This is a genomic window from Labrys sp. 22185 (assembly GCF_052045555.1).
Classification (GTDB): Bacteria; Pseudomonadota; Alphaproteobacteria; order Rhizobiales; family Labraceae; genus Labrys; species Labrys neptuniae.
This window is the reverse complement of the sequence record NZ_JBQEPH010000013.1, coordinates 86,367-112,824: the sequence shown is the minus strand read 5'-3', so window position 1 is coordinate 112,824 and position 26,458 is coordinate 86,367. Positions and strand designations below refer to the sequence as shown.

The 26,458-nt window shown below is 65.4% G+C and carries 23 protein-coding genes; 10 read left to right on the top strand and 13 right to left on the bottom strand.

Annotated elements, in window-relative coordinates; all coding sequences use genetic code 11:
- Positions 1-88 precede the first annotated feature (88 nt).
- The 3 genes from ACTJKX_RS23195 to ACTJKX_RS23185 form a co-directional block, all read right to left on the bottom strand.
- Positions 89-811 carry a metallophosphoesterase gene (locus ACTJKX_RS23195; protein ID WP_440726663.1) on the bottom strand — a complete coding sequence of 241 codons (723 nt, stop codon included), beginning with the start codon at positions 809-811 and terminating at the stop codon, positions 89-91.
- Between the two features lie 142 nt (positions 812-953).
- The gene (locus ACTJKX_RS23190) at positions 954-1,724 is read right to left on the bottom strand and encodes a metallophosphoesterase (protein ID WP_440726662.1); all 771 of its coding nucleotides are present in this window, start codon (positions 1,722-1,724) and stop codon (positions 954-956) included.
- Positions 1,725-1,875: 151 nt separating this feature from the next.
- Positions 1,876-4,437: a GcvT family protein gene (locus ACTJKX_RS23185; protein WP_394312344.1), complete on the bottom strand. Its 2,562-nt coding sequence runs from the start codon at positions 4,435-4,437 to the stop codon at positions 1,876-1,878.
- 478 nt (positions 4,438-4,915) lie between these two features.
- Between ACTJKX_RS23185 and ACTJKX_RS23180 the strand changes: the two genes are divergently transcribed.
- Complete coding sequence (locus ACTJKX_RS23180; RefSeq protein ID WP_440726661.1) at positions 4,916-5,233, top strand: hypothetical protein; 318 nt, start codon at positions 4,916-4,918, stop codon at positions 5,231-5,233.
- Between the two features lie 97 nt (positions 5,234-5,330).
- Positions 5,331-6,905 carry an acetolactate synthase large subunit gene (locus tag ACTJKX_RS23175; RefSeq protein WP_440726660.1) on the top strand — a complete coding sequence of 525 codons (1,575 nt, stop codon included), beginning with the start codon at positions 5,331-5,333 and terminating at the stop codon, positions 6,903-6,905.
- Positions 6,906-6,931: 26 nt separating this feature from the next.
- Here ACTJKX_RS23175 and ACTJKX_RS23170 read toward each other — a convergent pair whose 3' ends face one another.
- The 6 genes from ACTJKX_RS23170 to ACTJKX_RS23145 form a co-directional block, all read right to left on the bottom strand.
- A complete protein-coding gene (locus tag ACTJKX_RS23170; protein ID WP_394312347.1) occupies positions 6,932-8,164 on the bottom strand; it encodes an MFS transporter in 1,233 nt (410 codons plus the stop codon).
- Positions 8,165-8,283: 119 nt separating this feature from the next.
- On the bottom strand, positions 8,284-8,766 hold the full coding sequence (locus ACTJKX_RS23165; RefSeq protein WP_394312349.1) for a hypothetical protein: 483 nt from the start codon (positions 8,764-8,766) through the stop codon (positions 8,284-8,286).
- A gap of 222 nt (positions 8,767-8,988) precedes the next feature.
- The gene (locus ACTJKX_RS23160) at positions 8,989-9,456 is read right to left on the bottom strand and encodes a carboxymuconolactone decarboxylase family protein (protein ID WP_311935912.1); all 468 of its coding nucleotides are present in this window, start codon (positions 9,454-9,456) and stop codon (positions 8,989-8,991) included.
- Positions 9,457-9,588: 132 nt separating this feature from the next.
- The gene (locus tag ACTJKX_RS23155) at positions 9,589-9,831 is read right to left on the bottom strand and encodes a hypothetical protein (RefSeq protein ID WP_440726659.1); all 243 of its coding nucleotides are present in this window, start codon (positions 9,829-9,831) and stop codon (positions 9,589-9,591) included.
- Between the two features lie 48 nt (positions 9,832-9,879).
- The gene (locus ACTJKX_RS23150; RefSeq protein ID WP_440726658.1) at positions 9,880-10,506 is read right to left on the bottom strand and encodes an alpha/beta hydrolase; all 627 of its coding nucleotides are present in this window, start codon (positions 10,504-10,506) and stop codon (positions 9,880-9,882) included.
- A gap of 16 nt (positions 10,507-10,522) precedes the next feature.
- Positions 10,523-11,062: an HdeD family acid-resistance protein gene (locus ACTJKX_RS23145; RefSeq protein WP_367625927.1), complete on the bottom strand. Its 540-nt coding sequence runs from the start codon at positions 11,060-11,062 to the stop codon at positions 10,523-10,525.
- Positions 11,063-11,320: 258 nt separating this feature from the next.
- Here ACTJKX_RS23145 and ACTJKX_RS23140 point away from each other — a divergent pair, with 258 nt between their 5' ends.
- Positions 11,321-12,883, top strand: a complete 1,563-nt coding sequence (locus tag ACTJKX_RS23140) for a trimethylamine methyltransferase family protein (RefSeq protein ID WP_440726657.1) — start codon at positions 11,321-11,323, stop codon at positions 12,881-12,883.
- A gap of 172 nt (positions 12,884-13,055) precedes the next feature.
- Here ACTJKX_RS23140 and ACTJKX_RS23135 read toward each other — a convergent pair whose 3' ends face one another.
- The gene (locus ACTJKX_RS23135; RefSeq protein ID WP_440726656.1) at positions 13,056-14,480 is read right to left on the bottom strand and encodes a TIGR04222 domain-containing membrane protein; all 1,425 of its coding nucleotides are present in this window, start codon (positions 14,478-14,480) and stop codon (positions 13,056-13,058) included.
- 222 nt (positions 14,481-14,702) lie between these two features.
- Here ACTJKX_RS23135 and ACTJKX_RS23130 point away from each other — a divergent pair, with 222 nt between their 5' ends.
- Positions 14,703-15,215 (top strand): TlpA family protein disulfide reductase, encoded by a 513-nt coding sequence (locus ACTJKX_RS23130; protein WP_440726655.1) that lies wholly within the window; start codon positions 14,703-14,705, stop codon positions 15,213-15,215.
- A gap of 68 nt (positions 15,216-15,283) precedes the next feature.
- On the opposite strand, the gene ACTJKX_RS23125 is transcribed toward ACTJKX_RS23130, so the two are convergent.
- Positions 15,284-17,731, bottom strand: a complete 2,448-nt coding sequence (locus tag ACTJKX_RS23125) for a hypothetical protein (RefSeq protein WP_440726654.1) — start codon at positions 17,729-17,731, stop codon at positions 15,284-15,286.
- A 59-nt stretch (positions 17,732-17,790) separates the two neighbouring features.
- Between ACTJKX_RS23125 and ACTJKX_RS23120 the strand changes: the two genes are divergently transcribed.
- Positions 17,791-18,228 carry a hypothetical protein gene (locus ACTJKX_RS23120; protein ID WP_394312357.1) on the top strand — a complete coding sequence of 146 codons (438 nt, stop codon included), beginning with the start codon at positions 17,791-17,793 and terminating at the stop codon, positions 18,226-18,228.
- Here the strand turns inward: ACTJKX_RS23120 and ACTJKX_RS23115 are convergent.
- Positions 18,222-19,361 (bottom strand): helix-turn-helix domain-containing protein, encoded by a 1,140-nt coding sequence (locus ACTJKX_RS23115; protein WP_440726653.1) that lies wholly within the window; start codon positions 19,359-19,361, stop codon positions 18,222-18,224. The genes ACTJKX_RS23120 and ACTJKX_RS23115 overlap by 7 nt on opposite strands.
- Before the next feature lie 140 nt (positions 19,362-19,501).
- On the opposite strand from ACTJKX_RS23115, the gene ACTJKX_RS23110 reads away from it, so the two are divergent.
- Entirely contained in the window at positions 19,502-20,215 is a 714-nt protein-coding gene (locus tag ACTJKX_RS23110) for a hypothetical protein (protein WP_367625933.1), read from the top strand.
- A 96-nt stretch (positions 20,216-20,311) separates the two neighbouring features.
- Here ACTJKX_RS23110 and ACTJKX_RS23105 read toward each other — a convergent pair whose 3' ends face one another.
- Positions 20,312-20,968 (bottom strand): TetR/AcrR family transcriptional regulator, encoded by a 657-nt coding sequence (locus tag ACTJKX_RS23105; RefSeq protein ID WP_440726652.1) that lies wholly within the window; start codon positions 20,966-20,968, stop codon positions 20,312-20,314.
- Positions 20,969-21,299: 331 nt separating this feature from the next.
- On the opposite strand from ACTJKX_RS23105, the gene ACTJKX_RS23100 reads away from it, so the two are divergent.
- The 4 genes from ACTJKX_RS23100 to ACTJKX_RS23085 all read left to right on the top strand — a co-directional run bounded on the left by ACTJKX_RS23100 (position 21,300) and on the right by ACTJKX_RS23085 (position 26,437).
- Positions 21,300-22,628: an HlyD family secretion protein gene (locus tag ACTJKX_RS23100; protein WP_440726651.1), complete on the top strand. Its 1,329-nt coding sequence runs from the start codon at positions 21,300-21,302 to the stop codon at positions 22,626-22,628.
- Positions 22,629-22,803: 175 nt separating this feature from the next.
- Positions 22,804-24,384, top strand: coding sequence for a DHA2 family efflux MFS transporter permease subunit (locus ACTJKX_RS23095; RefSeq protein ID WP_311935877.1), 1,581 nt, complete (start codon positions 22,804-22,806; stop codon positions 24,382-24,384).
- 107 nt (positions 24,385-24,491) lie between these two features.
- Positions 24,492-25,781, top strand: a complete 1,290-nt coding sequence (locus ACTJKX_RS23090) for a glutamate-5-semialdehyde dehydrogenase (protein WP_440726650.1) — start codon at positions 24,492-24,494, stop codon at positions 25,779-25,781.
- A gap of 134 nt (positions 25,782-25,915) precedes the next feature.
- Positions 25,916-26,437 carry a transcriptional repressor gene (locus tag ACTJKX_RS23085; protein WP_394312364.1) on the top strand — a complete coding sequence of 174 codons (522 nt, stop codon included), beginning with the start codon at positions 25,916-25,918 and terminating at the stop codon, positions 26,435-26,437.
- Positions 26,438-26,458: the final 21 nt, after the last annotated feature.

The window sequence follows — 26,458 nt, the reverse complement described above, 5'->3', positions numbered from 1 at the left end:
GTGCGGAGACTCGCAGTTGCGCCCGGCTGGGGCAAGCAATCGGCAGCTTTTGACCAGAGGTTTCAACAGGCGAAGCGACGGAGGCGCCTCAGAAAATCGTCGCCTCCGTCCCTTCCAGCAGCACCGCGGTCAGCGGGCCGCCAAAACAAGCGCCGGTGTCGAGATTGATGCGGTTGTGCCGAAAGGTGGCGATATCGACCGGCGTATGGCCGTGCACGATGCGCTTGCCGAAATCACCGTCCCAGTCGAGAAACTCGTTGCGGATCCACAAGAGGTCCTCCTCGTCCTGCCGGTCGGGCGGACGGCCCGGGCGAACGCCGGCATGCACGAAGAAATAATCGCCGCAGCCATAGCTGAGCGGCATCTTTGCCAGGAAGGCGAGATGATGTTCCGGTATCGCGTCGAGAAAGGCGCGGCGCAAGCCATGAAGCGTCGGGCCCTCGGCCAGGGTCCGCTCCAGATCGATGCCATAGCTCGCCAGTGTGCGCAGGCCGCCATTGTGCAGCCAGGCCTCGGCGTCCTCGCCGCCGCGGATGAATTCCAGCATCATGGCCTCGTGGTTGCCCTTGAGCACCACGAGTTCGCAGCCCGGCAAGCCGGCCGAAAGCCGTTCGACCACCCGGGCCGAGTCCGGGCCGCGATCGACGAGATCGCCGACGGAGACGACGATGTGCCGCCGCTCGGGCATGGAGGCCAGGCGTTCCTCGATCTGCTCGAGCAGAATCTCCAGCTTGTCGTAACAGCCATGCACGTCGCCGAAGGCGATGACGCTGACATCGTCGGGGATAGCGGGCAGATGGAATGGCCCCATGATGCGCTCCCTCCATGCGACACAATAAGGGGGGCGCGGGCCGGGCTGCAAGGGGCCGGAAGCGCGGGCATCTTGTCCGCTCTCGGAAACACAGCGCTAGCAAATAAGAAGAAGCGGACTGGAAGTCCGCGCTCCAAGGAGGTCAGAACACCACGGCCTCGATGCCCTCGAACCGCACGGCCGTCAGGATGCCCGAGGCATAGGCCTTGGTGTCCAGATTGATGCGATTGCGGTTGAAGTCCGGCTTGCGCACAGGTGTGTGGCCGTGGACGATCTTCTTCTCGAAACGCTGCTTGGAATGCAGGAATTCCTCGCGGATCCAGACGAGATCGCGATCGTCCTGCTCGGCCAGCGGCACGCCGGGGCGCACACCGGCATGGGCGAAGAAATAGTCGCCGATGCCGTAGGAGGTGGGCAGGGCACGCAAGAAATCGAGATGGGTCTGCGGTATGGCCGCAAGCATGTCCTGGCGCAGGCGGTCCGGCGTCTTCTCGACCTTGTAGTTCTGCCGGCTGGCAATGCCGTAGCTTTGCAGGAAGGCATCGGCCCCGAAGAAGCTGCGCCAGGCGTCGCCGATCGGCTTGTCATCGAGAAAGCCGAGCAGGGCGTCCTCGTGATTGCCGAGCAGCACAACGAGTTCGCAGCCCCGCACGCCATTCATCAGACGCTCGATCACCCCGGCGGAATCGGGGCCGCGGTCGATGAGATCGCCGACGCTGACCACGATATGCCTGAGGCCCGGAAGCAGCGAGGCACGCCTCTCGATACGCACGAGCAGCGGCTCCAGCAGATCGAGCCGCCCGTGGATATCGCCGATGGCAATGACGGAGGTCTCGGGCGGCATGCTGGGCGGCTCGGGAAAGCGCTCGATCTTCTTCTTGGCGATGGGTTTGGCTATCGGTTTCTTGGGCATGGCGGGCTCCCTCTCCCACACCGGAAGAGGGCTGGGGATTGAGATCCCTTACTTCCGCGTGCCGGCCCCAAACGTCAACAAGAGCGGGCAATTGTGACGTGGAGAACTCGGGGGCTCCCCCTCCCTTGGAAGGAGGAAGGGGAAATCTGCTTCAGCTCCGCGGCTTGGTGTTCTCGGGGTCGTAGAGCGGCTTGTAGCCGACGCCGGCCACCTCGACCGGATAGGTCTCGCCGAAATATTCGACCTGGAACTTGCGGCCTTCCTGCGCATAGGCGTGCGGCAGATAGGCGAGCGCGATGTTCTTGCCGATGGTCGGGCCATAGGCGATCGAATAGGTATAGGACCGGCGGCCGAGTTCGTCGACCAGCGTCTCGCCGGTCTCGGGGTCCATCACCGGCAGGATGCCGACGGGATAGCGTGCGACACCCTTGGCATCGACATTGTCGGTGATCACCAGCGTGCAGAGCATGGCCGGCTGGTGGGCGCGGGCGCGGTGCTCCAGATGCTTGGCCTTGCCGCAGAAATCGGCCTCCTTGACCTTCGGGCGCTGGAGGTCGGTTTCGATCAGATTGTACTCGGTGTTGAGCTCGGCATTCTGCAGGCGCAGGCTCTTTTCCATGCGGCGGGAATTGGCGTAGGTCTCGACGCCGACCGCCATCACGCCGGTGGAGCGCAGCGCATCCCAGACGGCAAGGCCGTCCTCGTAGCGCATATGCAGTTCCCAGCCCTGCTCGCCGACATAGGAAATGCGGAAGGCGGAAACGTCCTTGCCGCCGATGCGGAGCGGCTTGATCGCGGCGAAGGGGAAATTCTCCGGATCGAGGCCGGCCGGATTCTCCACCACCTTCTTGAGGTTGACGCGGGCATTCGGGCCCCAGATGCCGATGGTGACGTATTTCTCGGATGTATCGGTGACGGTGACATCGAAGCCCTTATCCTGGGCGACGCGGCGCAGATAGTTGAGATCGCGCGGGCCGGCATCGGCGCCGTCGACCACACGGCAGCGGTCGGCCATGCGGAACACGGTGAGGTCGGCGCGCACCATGCCGTCCTCGTCGAGGAAATGGGTGTAGATGCCCTTGCCGACATTGGCGTCACCGCCGATCTTGGCGGCGCAGACCCATTCCATCAGCGCGACATGGTCGGGGCCCTCGACGTCGATCATGGCGAAGTGCGAGAGGTTGATGATGCCGCAATCCTCGCTCATGGCGAGCTGTTCGGCATTGGAGACGCGCCAGAAATGGCGATTGTCCCACTCGTTCTCGCGCACCGGCACGCGGTTGCCGTATTTTTCGAGCAGATGTTCGTTGGCGGCGTAGCCATGGGCGCGTTCCCAGCCGCCGAGCTCCATGAAATAACCGCCGAGCTCCTTCTCACGCTCGTAGAAGGGCGAGCGCCGGATGTTGCGGCCGGTGTCATAGGGCTCGCGCGGATGCACGGCCGGATTGTAGATCTTGCGGGCCGCCTCGCCGCAACGCCCCTCGATGAAGCCTTCCTCCAGCATATGCGGGGAGAAGCGGGCATAGTCGATCTTGTTGTGGTCGATCGGCGTGCGACCGTCGGTCATCCAGTCGGCAATCAGCTTGCCCATGCCGGGGCCGTCCTTGACCCAGATGGCGACGGCGTACCACAGGCCCCGCACCTTCTGGCTTTCGCCCATCGAGGGGCCGCCATCGGTGGTGACCTGCAACAAGCCGTTGAAGGAATGACCCTCATTGTAGCCGAGTTCGCCGAGGATCGGCGTCAGCTCCATGGCGCGTTCGAGCGGCCCTATGATCTGCTCCATGTCGAGGTCGCGCTGCGAAGGCGACAGGCGAGCCTCGTGCTTTTCCAGCAGCTCGCGCGGATGACACAAGCGCGGATTGGTTTCCTCGTAATAGCCCCACTCGATCTGGCCGCCTTCGGCGGTAGTCGGATCGCCGGTGTCGCGCATATAGGCGGAGTTGCCCTGGTCGCGCATCAGTGGCCAGCCGATCTCCTTGCCGGTGCCGGCGAACTCGTTATAGGGCCCGAAAAAGGTCAGCGGATGGTCGACCGGCATCACCGGCAGGTCCTCGCCCGCCATCTCGGCGATCAGGCGGCCCCACAGGCCGGCACAAACCACGACATGATCGGCCTCGATGGTGCCACGGCTGGTGACCACGCCCTTGATGCGGCCGTTCTCGATGATGAGCGACTGGGCCGGCGTGTTGGCAAAGGCCTGGAGCTTGCCGGCGGCCTCGCCCTGGTCGACGAGCTTGCCCGCCACCGTCTGCGAGCGCGGGATGACGAGGCCGGCATCCGGATCCCACAGGCCGCCCTGCACCAGATGCTCCTCGATCAGCGGGAACTTTTCCTTGATCTCGGCCGGCTCGATCAAGCGGGCGCGGGTGCCGAAGGCCTTGCCGGAAGCGACCTTGCGCTTGATCTCGTCCATGCGGGCATCGTCGCCCACACGCGCCACTTCAAGGCCGCCGACGCGGGCGTAATGGCCCATCTTCTCGTAGAAATCGATGGAATAGAGCGTGGTCCAGCAGGACAGGAAGTCATGGCTGGTGGCATAGCAGAAGTCGGAGGCGTGGGCGGTCGAGCCGATATCGGTCGGGATGCCCGACTTGTCGATGCCGACGATGTCGTCCCAGCCCCGCTCGATCAAATGATGGGCGATCGATGCGCCGACGATCCCGCCCAACCCGACGATGACGACCTTCGCCTTTTTTGGAAACACTGCCATTTGCCTGCGACTCCGGATGCGTTGCGGGGGACCTTAGCGCCTTCGCCGCCGCGGTTGCTGCCTGGGTGCGACCATCTCGCAAACCCGTGCGACCATCACCGCAGGACGCGGCACCGATGCCATCCCGTTGCCGACTAGCTCTATAGAAGACGCGCCGGAACGATGTCGCATATGGGCCGGGACATGGCCAGAAAACGACGTCGAGGGAAATCCTGTCGCCGAGGCTGATCGCCAGCCGAGCTATTCCCTTCTCCCCTTGCGGGAGAAGGTGGCGCGAAGCGCCGGATGAGGGGTCTTATGACCTGGCTTTTCTGATGCTCACTCGCAAGCACGACCTAGATAGGTTGCGAAACCCCTCATCCGCCTGCCGGCACCTTCTCCCGCAAGGGGAGAAGGAAGGATCTCGCCCTGTGCGCGCCGTCACGGCGGTATCCCGCTGCCTGTGGCTTGGTCGGGCATCCACGCATCGGACCCCGCCATGAACCGCTCCCTCCGTCCCCCGCTGCTCGCCGTCTGCCTCGCTTGTCTCTGGCCGGCCGCAGGCTCCGCCATGGAACTGTGCCATCTGCGCAAGACGCCGGATGGCTTCGTCGCCTTGCGGGCCGGCCCCGGCCCGCAGCATCGCCTGATCGCCCGCATGAAGCCCGAGGACGAGGTGCAATATGGCCAGGGCCGGCAAGGCAAATGGGTCGAGGTCACCCGGTGGCGCGGCGATTCGCGCCTGGAACAGGATGGCTTCAGCAAGGGCGTCCATGGCTGGGCCTTCTCGCCGCTGATCGCCAAGGATTGTGGCTGAAAACCAGACAAGCGCCACACCATCCCGCTTGAGGTCTCGCACCGTTTGCGCCTAAGGGTGAACGGTTCCAGCCCACCTCAGCCCGCGGTTATCAGCGATGCATCAGCCCCTCCCCGCCACCAACAGCATGAACGGCGCCGAAAGCCTGGTGCGCACGCTGGTCGCTAGCGGCGTCGAGGTCTGCTTTGCCAATCCCGGCACGTCGGAAATGCACTTCGTCGGCGCGCTCGACCGTATCGAGGGCATGCGGCCGGTGCTCGGCCTGTTCGAGGGCGTGGTCACCGGCGCGGCGGATGGCTATGCCCGCATGACCGGCAAGCCGGCCGCGACATTGCTGCATCTCGGCCCGGGCCTGGCCAATGGCCTGGCCAATCTCCACAATGCCCGCAAGGTGCCGGTGCCGATGGTCAACATCATCGGCGACCATGCCTCGGCGCATCAGGGGTTCGATGCGCCGTTGACCTCGGATGTCGCCGCCTTTGCCCGCCCGGTCTCGCATTGGGTGCATTCCTCGCCCAACGCCCGCAGCGTCGCCGCCGATGCTGCCCGTGCCGTGCAGGCCGCCCGCAACGCGCCCGGCCAGATCGCCAGCCTGATCCTGCCGGCCGACACCGCCTGGCTCGCTGCCGACAGGCCGGCCGCGCCGCTGCCCGTCCTCGGTCCCGCGCCCGTGTCCGACAGCGCCGTGGCACAATCGGTGGCGGCCCTCAAGGCTGGCGGCCCCGTCGCCTTCCTCCTGCGCGGCGAGGCCCTGCGCGGCCGTGCACTCACAGCCGCCGGCCGTATCGCCGCCAAGACCGGAGCGCGGCTGATCTGCGACACCTTCGTGCCGCGCGTCGAACGCGGCGCGGGGCGCATTCGCGTGGAAAGGCTGCCCTACCGCCCCGGCCCCGCCCTCGAATTCCTCGAGGGCACCCAGACCCTGATCCTGGTCGGGGCGCAGGCACCGATCGCCTTCTTCGCCTATCCGGGACAGCCGAGTGAATTGACGCCGCCCGGCTGCCGGCCTCTCGTCCTCGCCTTTCCACACGAGGACGGCACTGGCGCCCTCGAGGCCCTCGCCGAGGCGATCGGCGCCACCACCCCCGGCAAGGCCTCCGCGCACGCCCCGCCTGCCTTGCCTGCCGATGGTCCTGTCACGGCGGAGGGTATCATGCGCATCGCCGGCCATTTCCTGCCGGAGAACGCCATCATTTCCGACGAGACGATCTCCTCGGGCTTTCCCTTCTACCCGCTCAACGAGACGGCCGCCCCCCATGACAGCCTGCAACTCTCGGGCGGGGCGATCGGCGACGGCATGCCGGTGGCCACCGGCGCCGCCATCGCCTGCCCCGACCGCAAGGTGGTGTCGCTGCAGGCCGACGGCAGCGCCATGTACACGCTGCAGTCGCTGTGGACGCAGGCGCGCGAAAAGCTCGATGTCACCACGGTGATCTACGCCAACCGGGCCTACAAGGTGCTGATGGACGAGGTGGCGGGCGTCGGCCTCGGCCGTATCGGTCCCAGGGGTCAATCGATGTTCGACATCGGCAATCCCGATCTCGATTGGGTGAAGCTTGCCGAGGGCATGGGCGTGGAGGCGGTACGGGCGGAAAGCCATGCCGCCCTTGCCGCCGCCTTCAAGGCGGCGATGGGACAGCGCGGGCCGAGGCTGATCGAGGCGGTGCTGTAGGGGGCTGATCTTCGGACCTCCCCCGATCACACCCGCCCGCTCAGGTGCCGGACCTTGCGCAGTTCGGGGAACCAGTACCACCACAGGCCGGCCACGGCGATGGTAGCGACACCGCCGAAAATGACGGCCGGCACCGCGCCGATCAGCCCGGCCGAGATGCCGGCGCGGAACTCCCCGAGTTCGTTGGAGGCGCCGACGAAGACCTGGTTGACCGCGTTCACCCGGCCGCGCACCGCATCGGGGGTCCAGAGCTGGATCAGGGTCTCGCGCACATAGACGCTGACCATGTCGAGCCCACCGAAGAGTGCGAACGCCAGGATGGAGAGCCAGACTGCCGTCGAAGCGCCGAATAAAGCAATCGAGGCACCGACCAGCGCCACGCAAACGAACATGATCACGCCGGCATGATCCCTGATCGGATGGCGCAGCAGGATCGCAGCGACCACGATGGCGCCAACACCAGGCGCCGCCCGGAGCATGCCGAGCCCCCAGGGTCCGACATCGAGGATGTCGCGGGCATAGACCGGCAGCAGCGCCGTGGCGCCACCGAGCAGCATGGCGAAGAGATCGAGCGAGATGGCGCCGAGCACGATCTTCTCGTGCCAGATATAGCGGAAGCCCGCTACCAGCGTTTCGAAGCTCGGCTTTTCCTTCACCGCCTTCAATTGCGGCGGTGGCGCGATGGTGATGGTGAGCAGGGCAGCGAAGCCGAGCAGCACCAGCGCCGTGCCATAGGCGATATTGGCCGACAGGCCGTAGAGCAGGCCACCCGCGACCGGGCCGATCACCGTGGCGATCTGCCAGGACGAGGTGCTCCAGGCGATGGCGCTGGCCAAATCCTCCGCCGGCACCAGATTGGGCATCAGCGACTGCTGGGCCGGGCCGAAAAAGGCCCTGAGCGTGCCGAACACCACCAGCGTGACGAAGATCGGCACGGCCGTCTGGCTGCCCCACAGACCGAACAGCATCAAGGCCAGGGCGCACAATGCCTCGCCTGCAAGGCAGAGCGCCATGATCCTGACGCGGTTGAAGCGATCGGCCACTGCGCCGGTGACCAGCACCAGGAGGAAGGCTGGCAGGAACTGCGCCAGGCCGACAATGCCGAGATCGAACGGATCGCGCGTGAGGTCATAGACCTGCCAGCCGACCGAAACGCTCATGATCTGGGCCGAGAAACTGCCGAGGAAACGCGCCAGCCAATAGCGCGCGAAGCCGCCGTGACGGAAGGCGCCTGCGCGCGAAAAAGAAAGCTCTGGCATGTCCAAAACCGTGGGAGAGAGGCCTTCTTGTAGAAAGACAGCGGATTCGGGGCAAGTTCCCGCGAATGGAACCTAGCCATACCCGGAATACGCTTCCGGCAGCACCGCTATCGGGCCGATCACCGTATGACGTTGATATCGCAGAGAAGGTCCACCTTCGAGTTTTCGGGGTGGTTCCACGTCATCCGCCCAATCGTCTTCGCTGCGATGGAGGGGATCGAAAGCAGTGCACCGCGGGAATTGGCGACTTGCAGCCCATATACACCTTGCTCCAGCACGACCTTGACCGTCCAATCCTCTTCGCGCAGATCCGGAAAGAGCAGAAGGGCGAGGCCTGTGGTTTTTTTCAGCTTTGCGGTGCCTTTGCCATCAAGGACGAACTCCATGGCATTGCCGCCCTCGCGACAGATCATGGTCCTCTGCGGCGGCTGATCGGCGCAGACCGATTGAACCCAGCATGCTCCGACGATCGCCAACAGGGTGGTTTTCGCCAAGAGCGGTCGCCAGCGCTCCAGGCCGGGATATCGCAGCTTTGCCGAAGGCAGGAAGGCACCTCGCCGGATAGCCGCTTTCATCATGGGATTTGCCGCCTGCATCAACATCCTGGGGCATCGCAGCGAAAAGTGAGCGCCGATCTAAGATAAAAACAAGGCGGCAACAACAGCCTACAGCGTCAGACCCGAATCCGAAATCGGGTCTGACGCTGTAGAGGCATGTCGTGAACGACCGGTGCGGCATGGCTTCTCAAATGCTGCGGAGGTCGATTGCGGTTTAGGACGCAACGAACCGAAACGCTCGCCGCGCCCATCTCTTTGCCTCCGCAGCTAGGCGGCCACCCTGGCGGATTTCACCACGGCCGGATCGACCCAGCCGCCGAAACCGACCGCGATGCGGTTCCAGCCATTGATGACATTGATCAGCAAGGTGAGCTTGACGCGCTCCTCCTCACTGAAATGCACCTTCAGGGCCTCATAGGCCGCTTCATGCGCATGCCCCTCGCAAAGCCTTGTCAGGGCTTCGGTCCAGCCGAGAGCGGCCCGCTCGCGATCGGTGTAGCAGGGCGCGTCGCGCCAGGCTGGCAGCAAATAGACGCGCTGCTCCGTCTCCCCGTTTTCGCGGGCGAATACCGTGTGCATGTTGAGGCAATTGGCGCAGCCATTGATCTGGGAGGCGCGAATCTCGACGAGTTCGCACAGGCCTGGATCGATATTGGCAGCAATGATGGAGGAAACGCGCTGCCACTCCTTCATCAGGGCGGGAGCGGCAGCGAGGGGATTGAGCTTGGCGGTCATGGTCGGTCTCCTTGTTGGTACCGAGGCCATGACGATCCGGGATTCAGGTCTGTGACATCCCTGCGGAATTTTTATACGCGAGGCCCAACCGACAGGATCGTCACTTGCTATCGCAAGGCGGCAGCAAGGTGCTTAGCTATCTAACATCGTAGAAGTGGGTAGCCGCTCTTTAGCAACGGCAATAGCCCATTCTATGACCTCCAGCGGAATATCCATCATGTACAAAGACACAGTCATCGCATGAGTGGCATCCGAGTAGAAAATTTCAAGAATAGCCGGCACCTCATTCTGAATACCGCTGACTTCAACATACATTCCGTCGCGAACGAGATCGCTTCCGAGGACATACCCATATTCAACGCCATTATACTTCATGTTTATCTCAGCCTATAGAAACAAGCCGAACCTTGCTCTTTCCTACCTTTACACACCGGCCTCGCCCAGCCTTTCCCGCAGGAAGCGACGGGTCAGCTTCATCCCGGTCGGCGAGATGGTGTGGCCGACGCCGCGCAGGATGTGACTCTGCACCATCATGCCTGCTCCCTGAAGCATCCCGGCCGCCCGCCGGGTTTCCTCCGATGGCACCGCCCCGTCGGCGCTGCCATGCACCAGCAACACCGGCGTGGCATGGGCCGGTAGAAAAGGAGCGGGCGTGACGAAGCGGCCTGAGAGCAGCGCCAGCGCTCCGACAGGCCAGCGTCCGCGGGCCACGGCATCGAAGGCCAGGGTCGCGCCTTGCGAGAAGCCGACCAGGGCGACGCGGTCCAGCCGGCCAGCCAATCCGTGTGCGGCAACGAGCGAGCCGATCAGCGCATCGAAGGCCGGCCGCGCCGCCGCGATGCGGGCCAGCCGGTTTTCCGGCGTGACGCCCTCCAGGCTGTACCATTGCCGGCCCGGCCCCTGCTCATAGGCAAAGGGCGCATCGGGGGCGACCACGGCCGTTTTGGTCAGCGAGCGCCGCAGCACGCTTGCCAATGGGTCGAGATCGTAGCCGAAGGCGGCCACGCCATGCAGCAGGATGACCAGACTGTCGGTTACCTGATCCGTCACGACACGCCTGGCAATCTCAGCGGTTTCCGCCCACCCTGCTGCGTAGCGCCATGCCGGTCATCAACGAGGCGAAGCCGTAGAACAGCAGCTCGACGCCAAGGAGGATACCGAGCAGCGAGGAGGCCGATTGCTGGAAATCCGAGAAGATCAGGACCGCCAGCAGAATCGAAATCAGGCCCGACAGCAGTAGCCAGGTCCAGTTGGTGGAGGAGCGGATGTTGAAGGCGACGACCACCTTGGCAATCCCGTAGACCAGGAACATCGCGCCCAGCAGAGCCGTCAGGGAGACCACACCGGCCAGGGGATTGAGCAGCAGGGACGCCCCGAGCAACAGCGCCAGAATGCCCATGAGCGCCGTCATCAGGAAGCCGCCCCAGGCCCGGATCACCGTGGCATGCACCAATTGCCCCACGCCCAGCACGATGAAGGCCCAGGCTGCCCAGACCACCACCACCAGCGAGGCGAAGCCCGGATGGATCAGCGCAAGAATACCGCCGATCACCGCGATCACGCCGAGAATGACGAACCAGGGCCAGGACCGCTGCAGAACTTCCATCGTCGTCTCCCCCTTTGCCGTTGAAGAACGATGAGCAACATAGCATTGCCGCTGCCGGATTCGAGCTTTCAGCGACAATATGGTTTCGATGACGCTTCAGCCTGTCCTCGGCGGTCGCCGGCCCTCGCGCAGCCATCTTCAATATCCTGCCTCCGCCGCACACGTCGCTTTCCGGCAATTCGGCGGCGCGCTTGAGCCGCAGGCGGGCGGCGCATTCCCCTATTCAAGTCTCAGGTCCAGAATTCTCGGGAGAACGCCATGACGGACGCAGCCGACAACGCCACGCATACCGAAGCTCCGTCCGCCTCGCGCCGCGGGCGCGACGCCCGCCGGGCCGCCCGCGTGCAGCGCGGCGGCACCTCGGTGCCCTATATCAGCCGCAACATCCCGCTCACCGAGGTGCTCTCGGAAGAAGCGATGCAGATCATCGAGCACAATGCCGACACGCTGCTGGAAGAGGTCGGCATCGAGTTCCGCGAATATCCGCGCGCGCTCGAACTGCTCAAGGCCGCCGGTTGCGACATCAAGGGCGAGCGGGTGCGCTTTCCCCGCGGCCTCGCCCGCAAGCTGATCCAGACGGCGCCTTCGCAATACACCCAGCATGCCCGGAATTCCGAGCGCAACGTCGTCATCGGCGGCAACAACACGGTGTTCGCCCCCAATTACGGCTCGCCCTTCGTGCATGACCTCGACAAGGGCCGGCGCTACGGCACGATCGAGGACTTCCGCAATTTCGTGAAGCTGGCCTATGCCAATCCCTATGTGCACCATTCGGGCGGCACGGTGTGCGAGCCGGTCGACCTGCCGGTGAACAAGCGCCATCTCGAGATGATCTATGCGCATATGCGCCTCTCCGACAAGCCGTTCATGGGCTCGGTCACCGCGCCCGAGCGCGCCCAGGACACGGTCGACATGGCCAAGATCCTGTTCGGAGAGGAATTCATCCAGCAGAACACGGTGTGTACGAGCCTGATCAACGCCAATTCGCCGATGGTGTGGGACAACACCATGCTGGGCGCGGCCGACGTCTACGCGCAGAACAACCAGGCCTGCATCATCACGCCCTTCATCCTCTCCGGCGCCATGAGCCCGGTGACGGTGGCCGGCACGCTGACCCAGGTGCTGGCCGAGGTACTGGCCGGCGTCTCCTTCCTGCAGCTGGTCCGCCCCGGCGCGCCGGCCATCTTCGGCACCTTCGTCTCCACCCTCTCGATGCAGTCGGGCGCGCCGACCTTCGGCACGCCGGAAGCGGCGCTCGCCATCTATGGCGCCGGCCAGCTCGCCCGCCGCATGAAGCTGCCCTTCCGCTCCGGCGGCTCGCTCTGCGCCTCCAAGATCCCGGATGCCCAGGCCGCCTATGAGAGCGCCAACACGCTGATCCCGGCGATGTTCGGCGGCGTGAACTTCATGCTGCACTCGGCCGGCTGGCTCGAAGGTGGCCTCTCGGCTTCCTACGAGAAGTTCGTGATGGATTTCGACCAGCTCGGCGCCATGCATGTGTTGGCCAAGGGCGTCGACATGTCCGAGAACGGCCAGGCCATGGACGCCTTCCGCCAGGTCGAGCCGGGCGGCCACTTCCTCGGCTGCGCCCACACCCAGGCCAATTTCGAGACCGCCTTCTACCGCTCCAACATTTCCGACAACAATTCGGTGGAGCAGTGGGAAGCCGAGGGCAAGCAGGACGCCGCCCAGCGCGCCAACAAGATCTGGAAGAAGACGCTGGCCGATTACGAGGCACCCGCCATCGATCCCGGCAAGGACGAGGCCCTGCGCGAGTTCATCGAGCGCAAGAAGGCTGCCGTTCCCGACGCGAACTACTGAGAGTGTGCCTGCTCCATCCCTCTCCCGGCCGGGAGAGGGATGCGAGCGCACCGACCCGGCTTTCGTTCCCCCACGGCAAAGTGCGGTTTCTCCGAAACCGCACTTTTTCTTTACTTCCAGGCTTCGACGCGTCTTCGCAATTCGAAGTGATGCCAGCAACTCGCAAGACGCTTCAGCCGCCGCAGCCTCCACCACCGCAACCGCCCCCTCCACCGCCACCGCAACCGCCCCCGCAGGAGCCGCCTCCGCCAGGCTTAGCGGCCGAGGCCGGCTGGTTGGCGAGGAAGAGCGAAAATGCCGTGAGGCCGAGGCCGGCCAGCCCGGCATGGCCGTGCAGGGCAACCCATTCGGTCAATCTCGGACTATTGGCTGCCGGCTTGCCGCGCGCCTGGAGCCGCCCCTCGGTCTGCCGAAGCAGCGTTCCGCCGGCCGGTGTGCGCGGCGGCTGCCTCATCGCCGCGATTGCAATCAGGAATGGCGTCGCCACCAGGCAGAAGGCCAGCAGGGCGATCGGGCGCTCATTGGCGATGCCAAAGAAAAAGCGAAGGAGGGCGAGCAGAAGCAGCGGGCCGAACAGCAGGAAAGGGATCTCCTGTGTCCGGGCCAATTCGTCCGGCCCGGGCACCAGGCCGGCGGCAAGCAGGTCCTGCCGGATCGGTTCGACAGCTATGTCGATGCTGGTGTGCCCGATTCGCAGCGGCCCCTCGGCCAGCTTGTCACCGATCAGGCGCTCCACGGCAGGAGCTCGCTGTGGGACCGGGCGAAGCAGCACTGCCTCGTCCGAATGCATGGCGAAAGTCCCGTCGAGATAGAGCTGCGTCAGCGCCGTCTCGAGCACCCGATTGGCACCGCCGGCCAGATAGGCGAAATGATACGGGCCGAGCAGAACGCCAGCATCCCCAGGCATGGCTGGCCCGTTCACCCTGTCCTGCAAAGCGCGGCTGAGCACGAAGGCGCCAGCCAGAAGCACGACATAAAGCGCCAGGAAGCCCGGCCCTTGCAGGGCACCGGGGCTCGACGAGTTGTAGATGGCGGCGCAGCCCGGCAACGCCGGCAGCAGGGCCAGGAAAGCCAGGGGCTTGACGGCACGCTTCAAGAGCGCTCGCAGGCGCGCCAGCAAGGCTTGCCTGCCCGACGATGCCGAAACGGCGAGACCCGGCGCATCCGGGTCCGGCCAGATCTCGGCCGGCGGTTCCTCGCCGAAGAACTGGCGATAGTTGGCGAGCGTCTGCCGGTAGAGGCGGTCGAAGCGCAAATCCTCCGCGATGCCGCCGCGGCTCGGCTCATGGTGAAACTTGCGCTGCAGCACCTCACTGCAGAACTCGCCCCAATAGCGCCTGGTGTCGAGCAGATGCAGATGCCAGGCTTCGTCCACCGCTCGCGAGGGACAGGCGCCATGCTTGCTTGAGAGGGCAATGGCGACGAAGCGCTTATATTCGAAAGCGACCCGGCGGGCCTTGTCGCGGCTCCAGCCGCATTCGGCCGCCAGCTTTGCCGTGAAGGGGATGAGATCGTCGGGCTTGTCGAACTCATAGGCTTCGAGCCGAGCCCAAAACCGGGTGAAAGCCGCCTGCCCCTCGGCTTGAGGGGACTTCAAGGTCGTTCTGGCTTCACCGGCATCCGACAAGAAGCACCGTAGCGGTTCTGGGGGACGTCACAAGCATTATATCACAAGGCGCAAGCAAGGCTATATCTGCTCGACGAGCATGGGCTTTGCCGGATGCGCCGGTATTTCAAGCCTGTTCGCAATCGCCTGCACCCAGTTGCGAAAGCCATCTCGCAACCTATGGTAAGCAAGGTGTCGCAAGGGAGAAGCGCCATGATGGGCCGCAGGGCGTTCCTGGCGAGTCTCGCCGCCAGCCTCACGACATCGGCCCGCGCACAGAATGCGGCCGCGCCGGATTCGAACGGCGCCGTGCTCGGGCCCTTCCAGGTCGAGCCCCTGGCGGGCCTTGCCGATATTCCCGCCCCCACGCTCGAAGCGCTGCAGGACCAGGTCACCGTCCTGAATTTCTGGGCCTCGTGGTGCCAGGCGTGCCGGGAAGAGCATCGCTACCTCGTCGCCCTCCAGCGCAAGGGTGTCCGCCTTGCCGGCGTCGCCGTCCAGGACCAGGACGAAGCGGTGCTGCATTATCTGGAAAAGGCGGGCAATCCCTACAGCCTCGTCGGCATCGACAACAAGCGAGAGCTCATCACCATGCTATCCTTGCGTTCGATCCCGCAGACTTTCCTGATCAGCCGGCGTTGCGAGGTCGTCTGGCAGACGGACGAAGGCCTCGACAACGCGCTGGTGGCCGAGCTCCTCGCCAAGATCGGGACCATCGGCGGCTAGCAGTACAGTCGTAATTCTGTTGCTTGACCGTCATTGCGAGCGAAGCGCAATGACGCGGCCGTGCCGCCTCATAGCGCCGCCACCTTGCGCCGGATCTGGGCAATCTCGTCGGCATGGTCGCCGCTGCGGGAGAGCAGGTCGATCAACGCCTCATAGGCGTCGGCCTGGTTTTCGACCGCGGCGCCACGCAGGCGCGCCAGCTTTTCCAGAAGCTCGATCTGGCGGCGGCGCGTGGCGATGGCCGGTTCGGTACGGTCCAGCCCTTGCTCGGCCCTGGCGATCTTGTCGAGAATGCGGGCCCGGCGGCGCAGGAGACTGTTGTTCTCCGGATCCTCGGCCAGACTCTTGTCGCTCGCCTCGAGCGCCTGGCCGAGATGGGTCAGCGCCGCCTGGTATTTGCCGGCTTCCAGATAGGTATCGCCGATATTGATGCTCGATACCGCCAGGAAGTCCTGGTCGAACTTCTTGTCGCCGAGCTTGTCGAGATGGGCGAGATTGGTCGCCTGCGCCCGCTTGTAGTGGATGAGCTTCATCATGGTGGAGCGGGCCGCGTGGCCCATCGCGACCTGGATCGCCGACATCGCTTCATAGGAGCCACCCCTGTCCGGGAAGCGCTCGAGCAAGGTCGCGCCGACCTGTGCTCCTTCCTGGTAGCTGGCCTGCGCGCCCTTGTCGTCGCCGACATGGCGCTGCTCGTCGCCGAGATCGCGCAGGGCCCAGACAGTGTCGCTGAGTTCGTCGAAGCCTGAGGGATTCTTCTCCTTCAGCTCGCGCCGGATCGCCACGCGCTTGCGGGCCTGATCCAGCGCCTCCTTCTCCCGGTTCGCCGCATCGAAGGCGTCGGAGAGGTCGCGATAGGCGTTTGCGAGGCCATCCAGCCGATCGGCCCGCTCAGCGGGATCGCGCGCCAGCGGCTCGCGCAAGGCGACCTCGCGCTCCAGCAACCCGATGCGCGGCGCCTCGATGCCGGCCTCCTCCAGGCGTTTGGCCAGGGTATGCAGAGCAGCGGCGATCTGCAGGAGCAAGCGTGCCCTCTCCTTGCCGTCCAGCCCATCGAGCGTGCGCAAGCGAGGCTCGGCGACATAGTCGATCAGCGCGCGCGCATGGGCGTCGGCGTCGAAGCGGCGAGCATCCCGCCGGCCGAGTTCGAACAGGTTTCGCGCCGCCGCGAAGAAGCGCCAGCTCTTCTCTCCGTCAAGCGGCACCCCCGCGAGTTCCGCCATGGACTGGCGATAGCGCCGCATCGCCGCCTCCACCTCGCCTTTCGTCTGGTAGCGGGCGGCAATCATGTCGCGCAATTGCGCCCGGCGCTCTGGTTCAGCCAGAACGGAGAGCAGCTTCGTCTCGATGGCTTCGGCCGTGGCGGCGTCCTGCTTGTCGATGCGCTCGCCCGCCAGCATCGCGGCAGCCAGGATCAGGTCGTCGCCGCTGCCCTGGGCAGGATCGCCCTGCGTCCCCGCATGCAACTGTTGCAGCCCTTCGGCGAGGATGGCGGCGGCACGAACCGGCTCGGTCTTGCCCTGCGCCACCGCCCTGACGCGATGGCTGGCGACGAGCGCCTCGCTCTCAATCGCATCGAGGCGGGCCGAACCTGCCGCCGACCTGGCCAGGACAGCCAGGGCCTCGGCGTCGGCGAGGGCCAAGGCCGTCTTGTCGGCGAGATTGCGTTCGTCGGCCCGCGCCGCCAACGCACTCACCAGGGATCTGCGCGCCTTCGGATCGGCAGGCGCGACACCGGCCCAGCGGCGGCAGATCTCGACGAGGCGGTCATACCTGCCTGCGTCGTAGTAATTGTCGCGCAGCACCTCGACCAGAAGCGGGAAACGGGCCGGGTCGCGCGGTGCCCGCTCGAGCCGGGCCGAGAAAGCCTCGATCGACGCCTGCAGCAAAGCGGCCTGGGCCTTGCCGACATCACGGTCATAGTCCTCGATCGCCTCATCGAGATCGAAAACCGCCCGCCTGGCGATCAGGCCGGCCAGCAGATCGGCATCATCCCTGGTCGGCCCGGCCTGTCCGCCGCGCGCGGCACCGCTGCGCACAGCTTTGATATCGGCGAGCGCCGCCTCGACGAGTGTCGTGATCCTGGTATCGGCCTCTTCTCCCTCGGCATCGATGGTGGGAATGCTGAGCAGGCGCGCCAGGGCCGCGACCACGGGATCGGCTACCTTGCCGGCCTTGGCGAGGAGATCGGCCAGAGAGGCGGCGATCGCGGCCTGCTTGCGGTCGTCCGCGCCCAGCATGATCAGCTCGAGCCTGGCAAGGTCATCCGCGGGATTGGCCTCGAGCGTCCTGCGCAGGGGCTCGATACGAGCCTGCCGATCCTTTTCGTCCATATCCTGGAGGATGGCGAGTACCGTCTGATAGGACAGGCCCAGTGGAGTCCTGCCCATCGTCGCACAGGCCGTCGGCTCACCTGGACAGGGCGCAGCGACGGCCGGCGGCGGCGACACGAAGGCCAGGCCCAGACCGAAAGAGCCCAGAACCAACCAGACGCCAACTCGCCACCCCGACCGCATGCCATTCCTCCGCAACCGCCAGACGTTACGTCATCCTGGCGACGAAAGGAAACAGCAGCGTGACCCTGGTTCAGGAGCGCCGGCATGCCGTGTTTCCCGGTGTCGAATCGCACGGAAATAACGGGGCCGCGGTGACATCCTCACCCCATCAGAGCAAGCGCAGCCCGCGCAAGACGAGAGATGGGAACGAGACGATGTTCAAGAAGATCCTGACCGGAGCCCTGGTTGCCGCCACGCTGGCCGGTACCGCGATCGCCACCACCGGCACCGCCGAAGCCCGCTATGGCCGTGGTGGCGCCTTCGCCGCCGGCGCCGGCATCGGCCTGCTGGGCGGCCTCCTCGCCGGCTCCGCCTACAACAACGGCTATTACGGTGGCGGCTATTACGACGAATACCGCCCCGTCTATTACCGCCAGTACCGCCGCTGCTACATCCAGAAGCGCTGGGTCGAGGACTACTATGGCGGCCACTGGGCCCGCGTGCGGGTCTGCTACTGAGTTGCGTTGCGTTCGAGTTGCGTCAAGTCGCGTTGCGTAATGTCGAGTTGCGTTTTGGGGCCCCGCCACGGCGGGGCCTTTTGCTTGCCATTCTCCGCACTCCCGGCCGGCGCAGAACGCTGCCCCCGCCGCCAGGCGATGGGGCTGACGCCGGTAAGGCGCAGAAACTCGCGGTTGAAATTGGATTTGCTGAGAAAGCCGGCCTCCATCATCACCTGGATGACGGACGTATCGGTGGTCGCCAGCAGGCGGCAGGCCTCCTCGATCCGGTATTTGTTGACATAGTGCGACACGCTCATGCCGTGGATGCGGTTGACGGCCGAGGAAACGCGCCGCGCCGGCAGGTTCAGCCGCCGGGCGAGCCGTCCGAGATTGAGATCGACATCCTTGTAGAGCGAACGATCCGCCATCAGGGCGTCGAGGGCCAGCGCCACCGCCTTGTCCTCGTCGCTGCCAGGCCGGGCTGGCGGTTCGACCGCCGATGGCTCGGCCTCCTCGGTCGGTGCCGCCGATCCCGCCGAGGCGGCCGCCACGCCCAGCACCAACAGCAGCACGACATTGCCGCCGGACACCATGGCTTCGGAAATGACGCCTCCCATCCAGCGCATGTCGAAACCGATGATGACGTCCGTCACCCCGCCGACCAGGCAGGCCCCGGCCGTGATCTGCAGCGCGCGGTGGGATCGCAGCACGCCGTCCAGCCGGGGCGTGATCAGCATGTCGGGGCCGGCCAGCGCCAGGCGTGTCAAAGCAAGGCCGTAGCCGAGGAACGACAGGATGACGAGAAGATCGACCGCCACCGACGAAGTCACGAAAAGTGGCCCGACAAGGCCGGCGGGCACGAGATGAGGCCACACCGTGGCCCAGCGCAGTGCCGGGCCTTCGGCAGTGAGACCGCGAAAGGCGAGCCACGCCAGAGCCGGCGTCAAGGCAGCCAGCGTGGCCTGAAGCGGGATGAAAATCCTGACCCCGTACCCCCAGCGCAGGCCAAGCAGCACCGAGAGCGCGGTGAAGCCGAGCAGCAGCAGGAAAAAAGCATTGTCCCGCCAGGGACGATCGCCCTGCCGCGCCATCTGCACCAGCAGGATGGCAAAGAGCAGCGCGCTGACGAAGGGCAGGGGTACGAAGATCATGGGGATGCTTCCGGAACGGGACGAATCTACACCATTCATGTCCTCGATCACGCTCGGATTCGTCCCCGATCGCGATCGAGGTCGCCGAATGCACCGGATTCCGGCGTCGTTTTCCCAAGGTTCAAAAAGGGAAGACAGCCATGCGAAGGCCTTTGATCCTCATCGTCCTGTTCGCCGTCGCCGGGATGGCCCCAGGCAGGGCGCACACGAGCCTCGGCGAACTTGACGTCGCCTCGGTGACCTCGGTGACGGTCAGCGGCCCTTCCAGCCTGGTCCGGCTGACGGCCAGCCGCACGGGTCCCTATCGCGCCGAACTCCGCGGCCGCCCGGACGGCTGGTTCGGCTTCTGGAGCTCGAGCTGGAGTGGCGCCGGCTGCACCAATGCCGGCTCGATCCGGCTGGTCGGTACGCAATTGCAGGTCGACACCGGCAATGGTGCTTGGTTCGGTGCCTCCGATTGCCGGCTCGAACTCACCGCCACCCTGCCCGAAAACGTCGCCGTCTCCATCGTGCAGGACGCCACTTCGAGCCGCCTGTCGGGCAGCTTCGCCTCGCTCGACGTCAACAGCCGGGCCGGTGACATCGCGCTGGACGGGCATGCACGCAACGTCTCGATCGAGGGCAATGCCATCCGTGCCCGCCTCTCCTATGCCCGCATCGACAAGGACGAGAGCATCGACCTCGGCGGCAACGCCATCGACGCCGAATTGCGCTTCGCCGGCGCGGAGGCAGTGAACTACGCGGTAAGCGGCCATGCCTCGCTGGTCGACAGCGCCCTGCCGAACAGGCCGGGCATCAAGCCGGCCATCACCATCAAGGGTGATTTTCTGCGGATACGCATCGGCGGAGGATGAGCACCGATGGGGGGCGGGGACGTGGTCAGATGGCGCCCCCACGCGGAGCCGGCGTTAGCGGTCCCCCTCCCCGACATCAGGGAGCTCGTTGCGCCTCTATTTCTTCACGCCATAGGCGGCCATGAACACCCGCACGGCCGACTGCGCCACCTCGCGGATGCGCGCCTTGGTCGGCGGCGTGTTGTTGGCCATGAAGAACATCGGCTTCAGCAAGGGGCCGTGCGACATTTCCAGGAACTGGGCAGCGGCCAGCTCCGTATCGTCGATTTCGAGCTGGCCGGCGGCCACGCGCAGATCGAGATATTTCGCCAGTTGCTTGCGGGAATGGCCGGGGCCGGCATTGTAGAAATGCGCCCCGATATCGGGCATGCGCTCGGTGATACCCATCACGGCCCGCATCGCCGAGATGATGCGCGGCTGGCAGATGAAAGCGGTGATGGCGGCGGAAAGCTCCAGCAGCGTGCCTTCGACGTCGGGCGAATTATAGTCGAATTCGAAGATGCGCTCGACATGGGAAGAGCGTTCCTCGTCGACGATCGCCGCGAACAACCGCTCCTTGTTCTCGAAATAGACATAGAGAGTGCCCTTGGAGACGCCTGCCTCCTTGGCGATATCGTTCATGCTGGCGCCTTCGAAACCATGGGCCAGGAAGACACGACGAGCGCCATCGACGATCTGGCGGCATTTGGCATTGTCGGCGGCCGGTGGGTCGGTAGCCGGCTCTTTCGCAGGTGCCGGGCTTTCGGCGAGCATGACTAAAATCCCTCCAAAAATTGACTGAACCGTTCGGTTCGATTTTTATTGCGTATCGCAGCGCAACATGATAGTCAACGGAAACTGACTGAACCGTTCGGTTCGATCCTGACAGTCCCAGCCAGACGGTATTGATCTTGTCGACCGGAGCAAAGCGCGTTTCCACGGAAGCGCATTTTACTCCAAGCCTTTGTTCTAATGCATATTTGCGATCCTCGGCATAGCCACCCAAATCGTAGAATGCTCCGGGGCAAGATCAACACGGTCTGGTTTTGCAGGCAACTTTTTCGAGTTGTCCAGGGGCGTCTCACCTTCCGGTTGGGAGACCACGATGGACGCAGCTCGCGACCACAATGCCGTGCCGGGTGGCCAGGGCGCCACCGGCCCGGCCGATGCCACCGACAATGTCGTGACCTTGGAGCGCCAGCGTACTGACGCGCCGGCAGCGCCCGAGACAGGGAAGGCAGAGGCCCAGAAGGCCGAGGCTCCCGCGGCTCCAGTGCAATCCAAGCCCGCCGCGACGGCCGGCAAGAAGAAATCCAAGGCCCGCACCGTCCTGCCGATCCTGCTGGTCGTCGCCCTCGCGGCCGGCGGCTGGTACGGCTATGACTGGTGGACCAATGGCCGCTTCATGGTCGAGACCGACGACGCCTATGTGCAGGCCGACGTCTCGACCCTGGGCGTGAAGGTCTCGGGCTATGTCGACGCCGTGCCGGTGCAGAATGGCGACAGCGTCAAGGCTGGCGACGTCATCGTCAAGCTCGACGACACCGACTATCGCACCGCGCTCGAATCCGCCAAGGCCAAGCGCGCCACGCAGAACGCCACCATTGCCCGCATCGACCAGCAGGTCGTGGCCCAGCAGGCGGCGATCGAAACCGCCAATGCCGGCGTCGCCTCGGCCAAGGCGGGCATCGAGTCGGCCCAGGCCGGCGTCGCCTCCGCCAAGGCCGAAATCGTGCGCGCCAATGCCGCCTTCGATCGCGCCGACGCGCTGGCTGCCCGGGATTTCGGTTCCAAGGCCACGCTCGACCAAGCCACCGCTGACCGTGACAAGGCCAATGCCGGCCTTGCCAGCGCCAATGCCACCCTCACCAATGCCCAGGCGAGCCTGAACAGCGCCGAGGCCAATGTGATCGCGGCCAAGGCCAATCTCGCCGTGACGCAGGCCCAGAAGGACGAGGCCGAGCAGGGCGCCAAGGAACTCGAAGTCGCCATTACCAAGGCGCAGAACGACCTCGACGCCACCGTGGTGCGCGCACCCACCGATGGCGTGGTCGGCAACCGCGCCGCCCAGCCAGGCCAGTATGTCTCGCCCGGCTCGCGCCTGATCGCCCTGGTGCCGCTCAAGAGCATCTATGTCGCCGCCAACTTCAAGGAAACCCAGCTCGCCCCGCTGGTTCCCGGCCAGAAGGTGGAAGTCTCGGTCGACTCCATGGACGGCGACACCTTCGAAGGCGTCGTCGGCAAGTTCTCGCCGGCCTCCGGCTCTGTCTTCAGCCTGCTGCCGCCCGAGAACGCCACCGGCAACTTCACCAAGATCACCCAGCGCGTGCCGGTGCGTATCGAGGTTCCCGCCGACATCGCTCTCAGCGGCAAGCTGCGTCCCGGCCTGTCGGTGGTGGTGACGGTCGACAGCCGCACCGGCCCGAAGGGGTAAGGTAAGGCAAGACAAGAGCCTTCTCCCCTTGCGGGAGAAGGTGGACCGGCGAAGCCGGGCCGGATGAGGGGTCGCGCCGCGCTCTCTCCGGCAAGGATGCGAGACCCCTCATCCGGCACTTCGTGCCACCTTCTCCCGCATGGGGAGAAGGCTATCTGCTTCCAAGGAGGCCGCCATGGCCACCGCAACAGCAACCGCCATACCGGTGCCCGCCGAAGAAACCATCGACAAGCGCAAGCTGATCGCCTTCCTGGCGATGGTGTTCGGCATGTTCATGGCGATCCTGGACATTCAGGTCGTCTCCGCCTCCCTGCCCCAGATCCAGGCCGGCCTCGGCGCCTCCGGCGACGAGATCCCCTGGGTGCAGACGGCCTATCTGGTGGCCGAAGTGGTGATGATCCCGCTCTCGGGCTTCCTCTCCCGCGCCTTTTCGACGCGCTGGACCTTCGCGGTCTCCTGCGCGGGCTTCACCGTCATGAGCTTCATGTGCGGCACCGCGACGAACATCAACGAGATGATCATCTACCGCGCGCTGCAGGGCTTCATCGGCGGCGGTATGATCCCCACCGTGTTCGCGGCCGCCTTCACCATCTTCCCGCGCTCCAAGCAGGCCATCGTCTCGCCGATGATCGGCCTGGTGGCGACGCTCGCCCCCACCATCGGCCCGACGGTCGGCGGCATCCTCACCGATGCGATCTCCTGGCACTGGCTGTTCTTCATCAATGTGGTGCCTGGTGTCATCGTCACGCTGATGACCTTCTCCATGGTCGACTTCGACGAGCCGGACCTGTCTCTGCTCAGCAATTTCGACTGGACCGGCCTGATCTCGATGGCGGTGTTCCTCGGCGGCCTCGAATATGCGCTGGAGGAAGGGCCGGGGCATGACTGGTTCGCCGAAACGCCGGTCCTGGTGATGTCCGTGCTCGCGGCCGTCGGTGCCGTAGTGTTCTTCGCCCGCGTGCTGCTGGCCAAACAGCCCATCGTCGATCTCTATGCCTTCAAGGACGGGAACTTCGCCACCGGCTCGCTGCTCTCCTTCGTGCTGGGCGTCGGCCTCTACGGCCTGACCTATCTTTTCCCGGTCTATCTTGCCGGCGTGCGCGGCTATGATTCCCGCATGATCGGCGAGACCATGTTCGTCACCGGCCTGTGCATGTTCTTCACCGCGCCGATCGCAGGCAACCTCACCCGCTTCGTCGATCCGCGCCTGATGATCGCCGGCGGTTTCATCGGCTTTGCGGCCGGCACCTGGATCATGACCGGCATCACGCATGACTGGGATTTCTACGAGATTCTGCTGCCGCAGATCCTGCGCGGCGTCTCCTTGATGATCTGCATGGTGCCGATCTCCAACATCGCGCTGGGCACCCTGCCCCCTGCCCGCATCAAGAACGCTTCCGGCCTGTTCAATTTGATGCGCAATCTCGGCGGCGCGGTCGGCCTTGCCATCATCAACACCGCCCTCAACAAGCGCCAGGACCTGCACCTGTCGCGCCTGGGCGAGGCGGTGAACTGGAGCCGCGACAATGTCATGCAGACCTATGAGAACATGAAGGCCGGTTTCGTGGCTTTCGGGGCGGCAGCCGACCAGATGACCGTCTCCAGGCTGGTCGGGCTGATGCGGCGCGAGGCACTGGTGATGGCGTTCTCCGACGTGTTCCTGCTGCTGACACTGCTGTTCGGCCTGCTCAGCTTCTCCATCTTCATGCTGAAGAAGCCGCAGATGGCGGGCGGCGGCGGGGGCGGCGGGCATTGAAGCCCGGAGCGCGGACATCCTGTCCGCGCTCCAAACAGCCTTGCAACCACTGTCGATCCGGCCTAACCACGTCAGCCTGATCTTTTGAAAAACCGACAGGGTGAACCATGCCCGACGAAAACCGGGGAATGGAAGACGGCAATGTCATTGCCGTCATGCGCAAAGTAGGACAGGCGGCCCGTTCGGCCGCGCGGATCCTGGCGCTCGCCCCGGCCCCAGCCAAGAATGCCGCGCTCGAGGCGATGGCCAAGGCCATCCTCGCCAGTGAAGCCGCCATCCTCGCCGCCAATGCGCAGGATGTCGCCGATGCTCTGGCGCGCGGCCAGATCGCTTCCTATGTCGACCGCCTCACTCTCGACGAGAAGCGCGTTGCCGGCATTGCTACGGCCATCCGCGAAGTCGCCGCCCAGCCCGATCCGGTCGGCCGGGTGCTGGCGAGTTGGACGCGGCCGAACGGCCTGGAATTCGAGCGCGTCTCCACCCCGCTCGGCGTCGTCGGCGTGATCTTCGAAAGTCGCCCCAACGTGCTGGCCGATGCGGGTGCCCTCTGCCTCAAGGCCGGCAATGCCGCGATCCTGCGCGGCGGCTCGGAGAGCTTCCGCACCTGCAGCGAGATCGCCAAGGCCTTGCGCGCCGGCCTGCAGGCCGCCGGCCTGCCGGAGGCCGCCATCCAGATGGTGCCCACGCCCGACCGCTCCGCCGTCGGTGCCATGCTGGCCGGGCTCGACGGCAATCTCGACGTCTTGGTGCCGCGCGGCGGCAAGAATCTCGTCTCCCGGGTGCAGGCGGAGGCCCGCGTGCCGGTCTTCGCCCATCTGGAAGGCGTCAACCACACCTATGTCCATGCCGGCGCCGCACTCGACATGGCCGTCGCCGTCGTGCTCAACGCCAAGATGCGCCGCACCGGCGTGTGCGGCGCCACCGAGACGCTGCTGGTCGACCAGGCCGTGGCGCCGGTCTTCCTCAAGCCGCTGGTCAAGGCGTTGCTGGAGGCGGGCTGCGAGGTCCGCGGCGATTCGCGCACCCTCTCGGTCGATCCCCATGTGAAGCCGGCCGACGACACCGATTGGGCCACCGAATATCTCGACGCCATCATCTCGGTGAAGGTGGTCTCGGGCCTCGATGCGGCGCTCGCCCATATCGAACGCTACGGCTCGCACCATACCGACGCCATCGTCACCGACGACGAGGCTGCGGCAGCGCGTTTCCTGGCCGAGGTCGATTCGGCCATCGTGCTGCACAATGCTTCCACCCAGTTCGCCGACGGCGGCGAATTCGGCTTCGGCGGCGAGATCGGCATCGCCACCGGCCGCATGCATGCGCGCGGGCCTGTCGGCGCCGAGCAGCTCTGCTCGTTCAAATATCGCGTGAAGGGCCAGGGTACGGTCAGGCCGTAATCTTGCCGGGACCGCCGGCTTTCAGCCGGCCCTTCCCGCCAGCATTGTGTATCCAAGAGCCGGCTGGAAGCCGGCGATCCCAGAGAACTGGCAATGGCGCCGCGCCATTGCTACATAGGGGGCGAGAGGTTTCCATGGCCCACCGCCACGCCCACGATCACGAGCCAGCACCGGTCTTCGCCGAACCCGGCCATGATCACAGCCATTGCAGCTCATCCGTGCTGGCGCGGGCGGAAAGCCTTTCGGCCGAACGCGGCGTCCGGCTGACCCAGATCCGCCGCCAGGTGCTGGAGGCGCTCGCCGCTACACACCAGCCGATCGGTGCCTATGAGCTGATCGAAAAGCTGGAGGATGGCGAGGGCAAGCGCCCGGCGCCGATCACCATCTATCGCGCCCTCGACTTCCTGCTCGAACAGGGCTTTGCCCATCGCATCGAGAGCCGCAACGCCTTCATCGCCTGCGCGCACGATCACAAGGACGGCAGCGTGGTGATGTTCCTGATCTGCGAGAGCTGCGGCACAGTGGGCGAAGCGGAGTCGGAAGCCGTCGGCAAGGCCCTCGCGACGGCCGCCGGCGCTATCGGCTTTACCCCGCGTGGCCAGGTCATCGAACTCGCCGGCATCTGCCGCCATTGCCGGGCGAAGGCGCAGGGCTAGCAGGCCTTCTTTCCGGGTGCG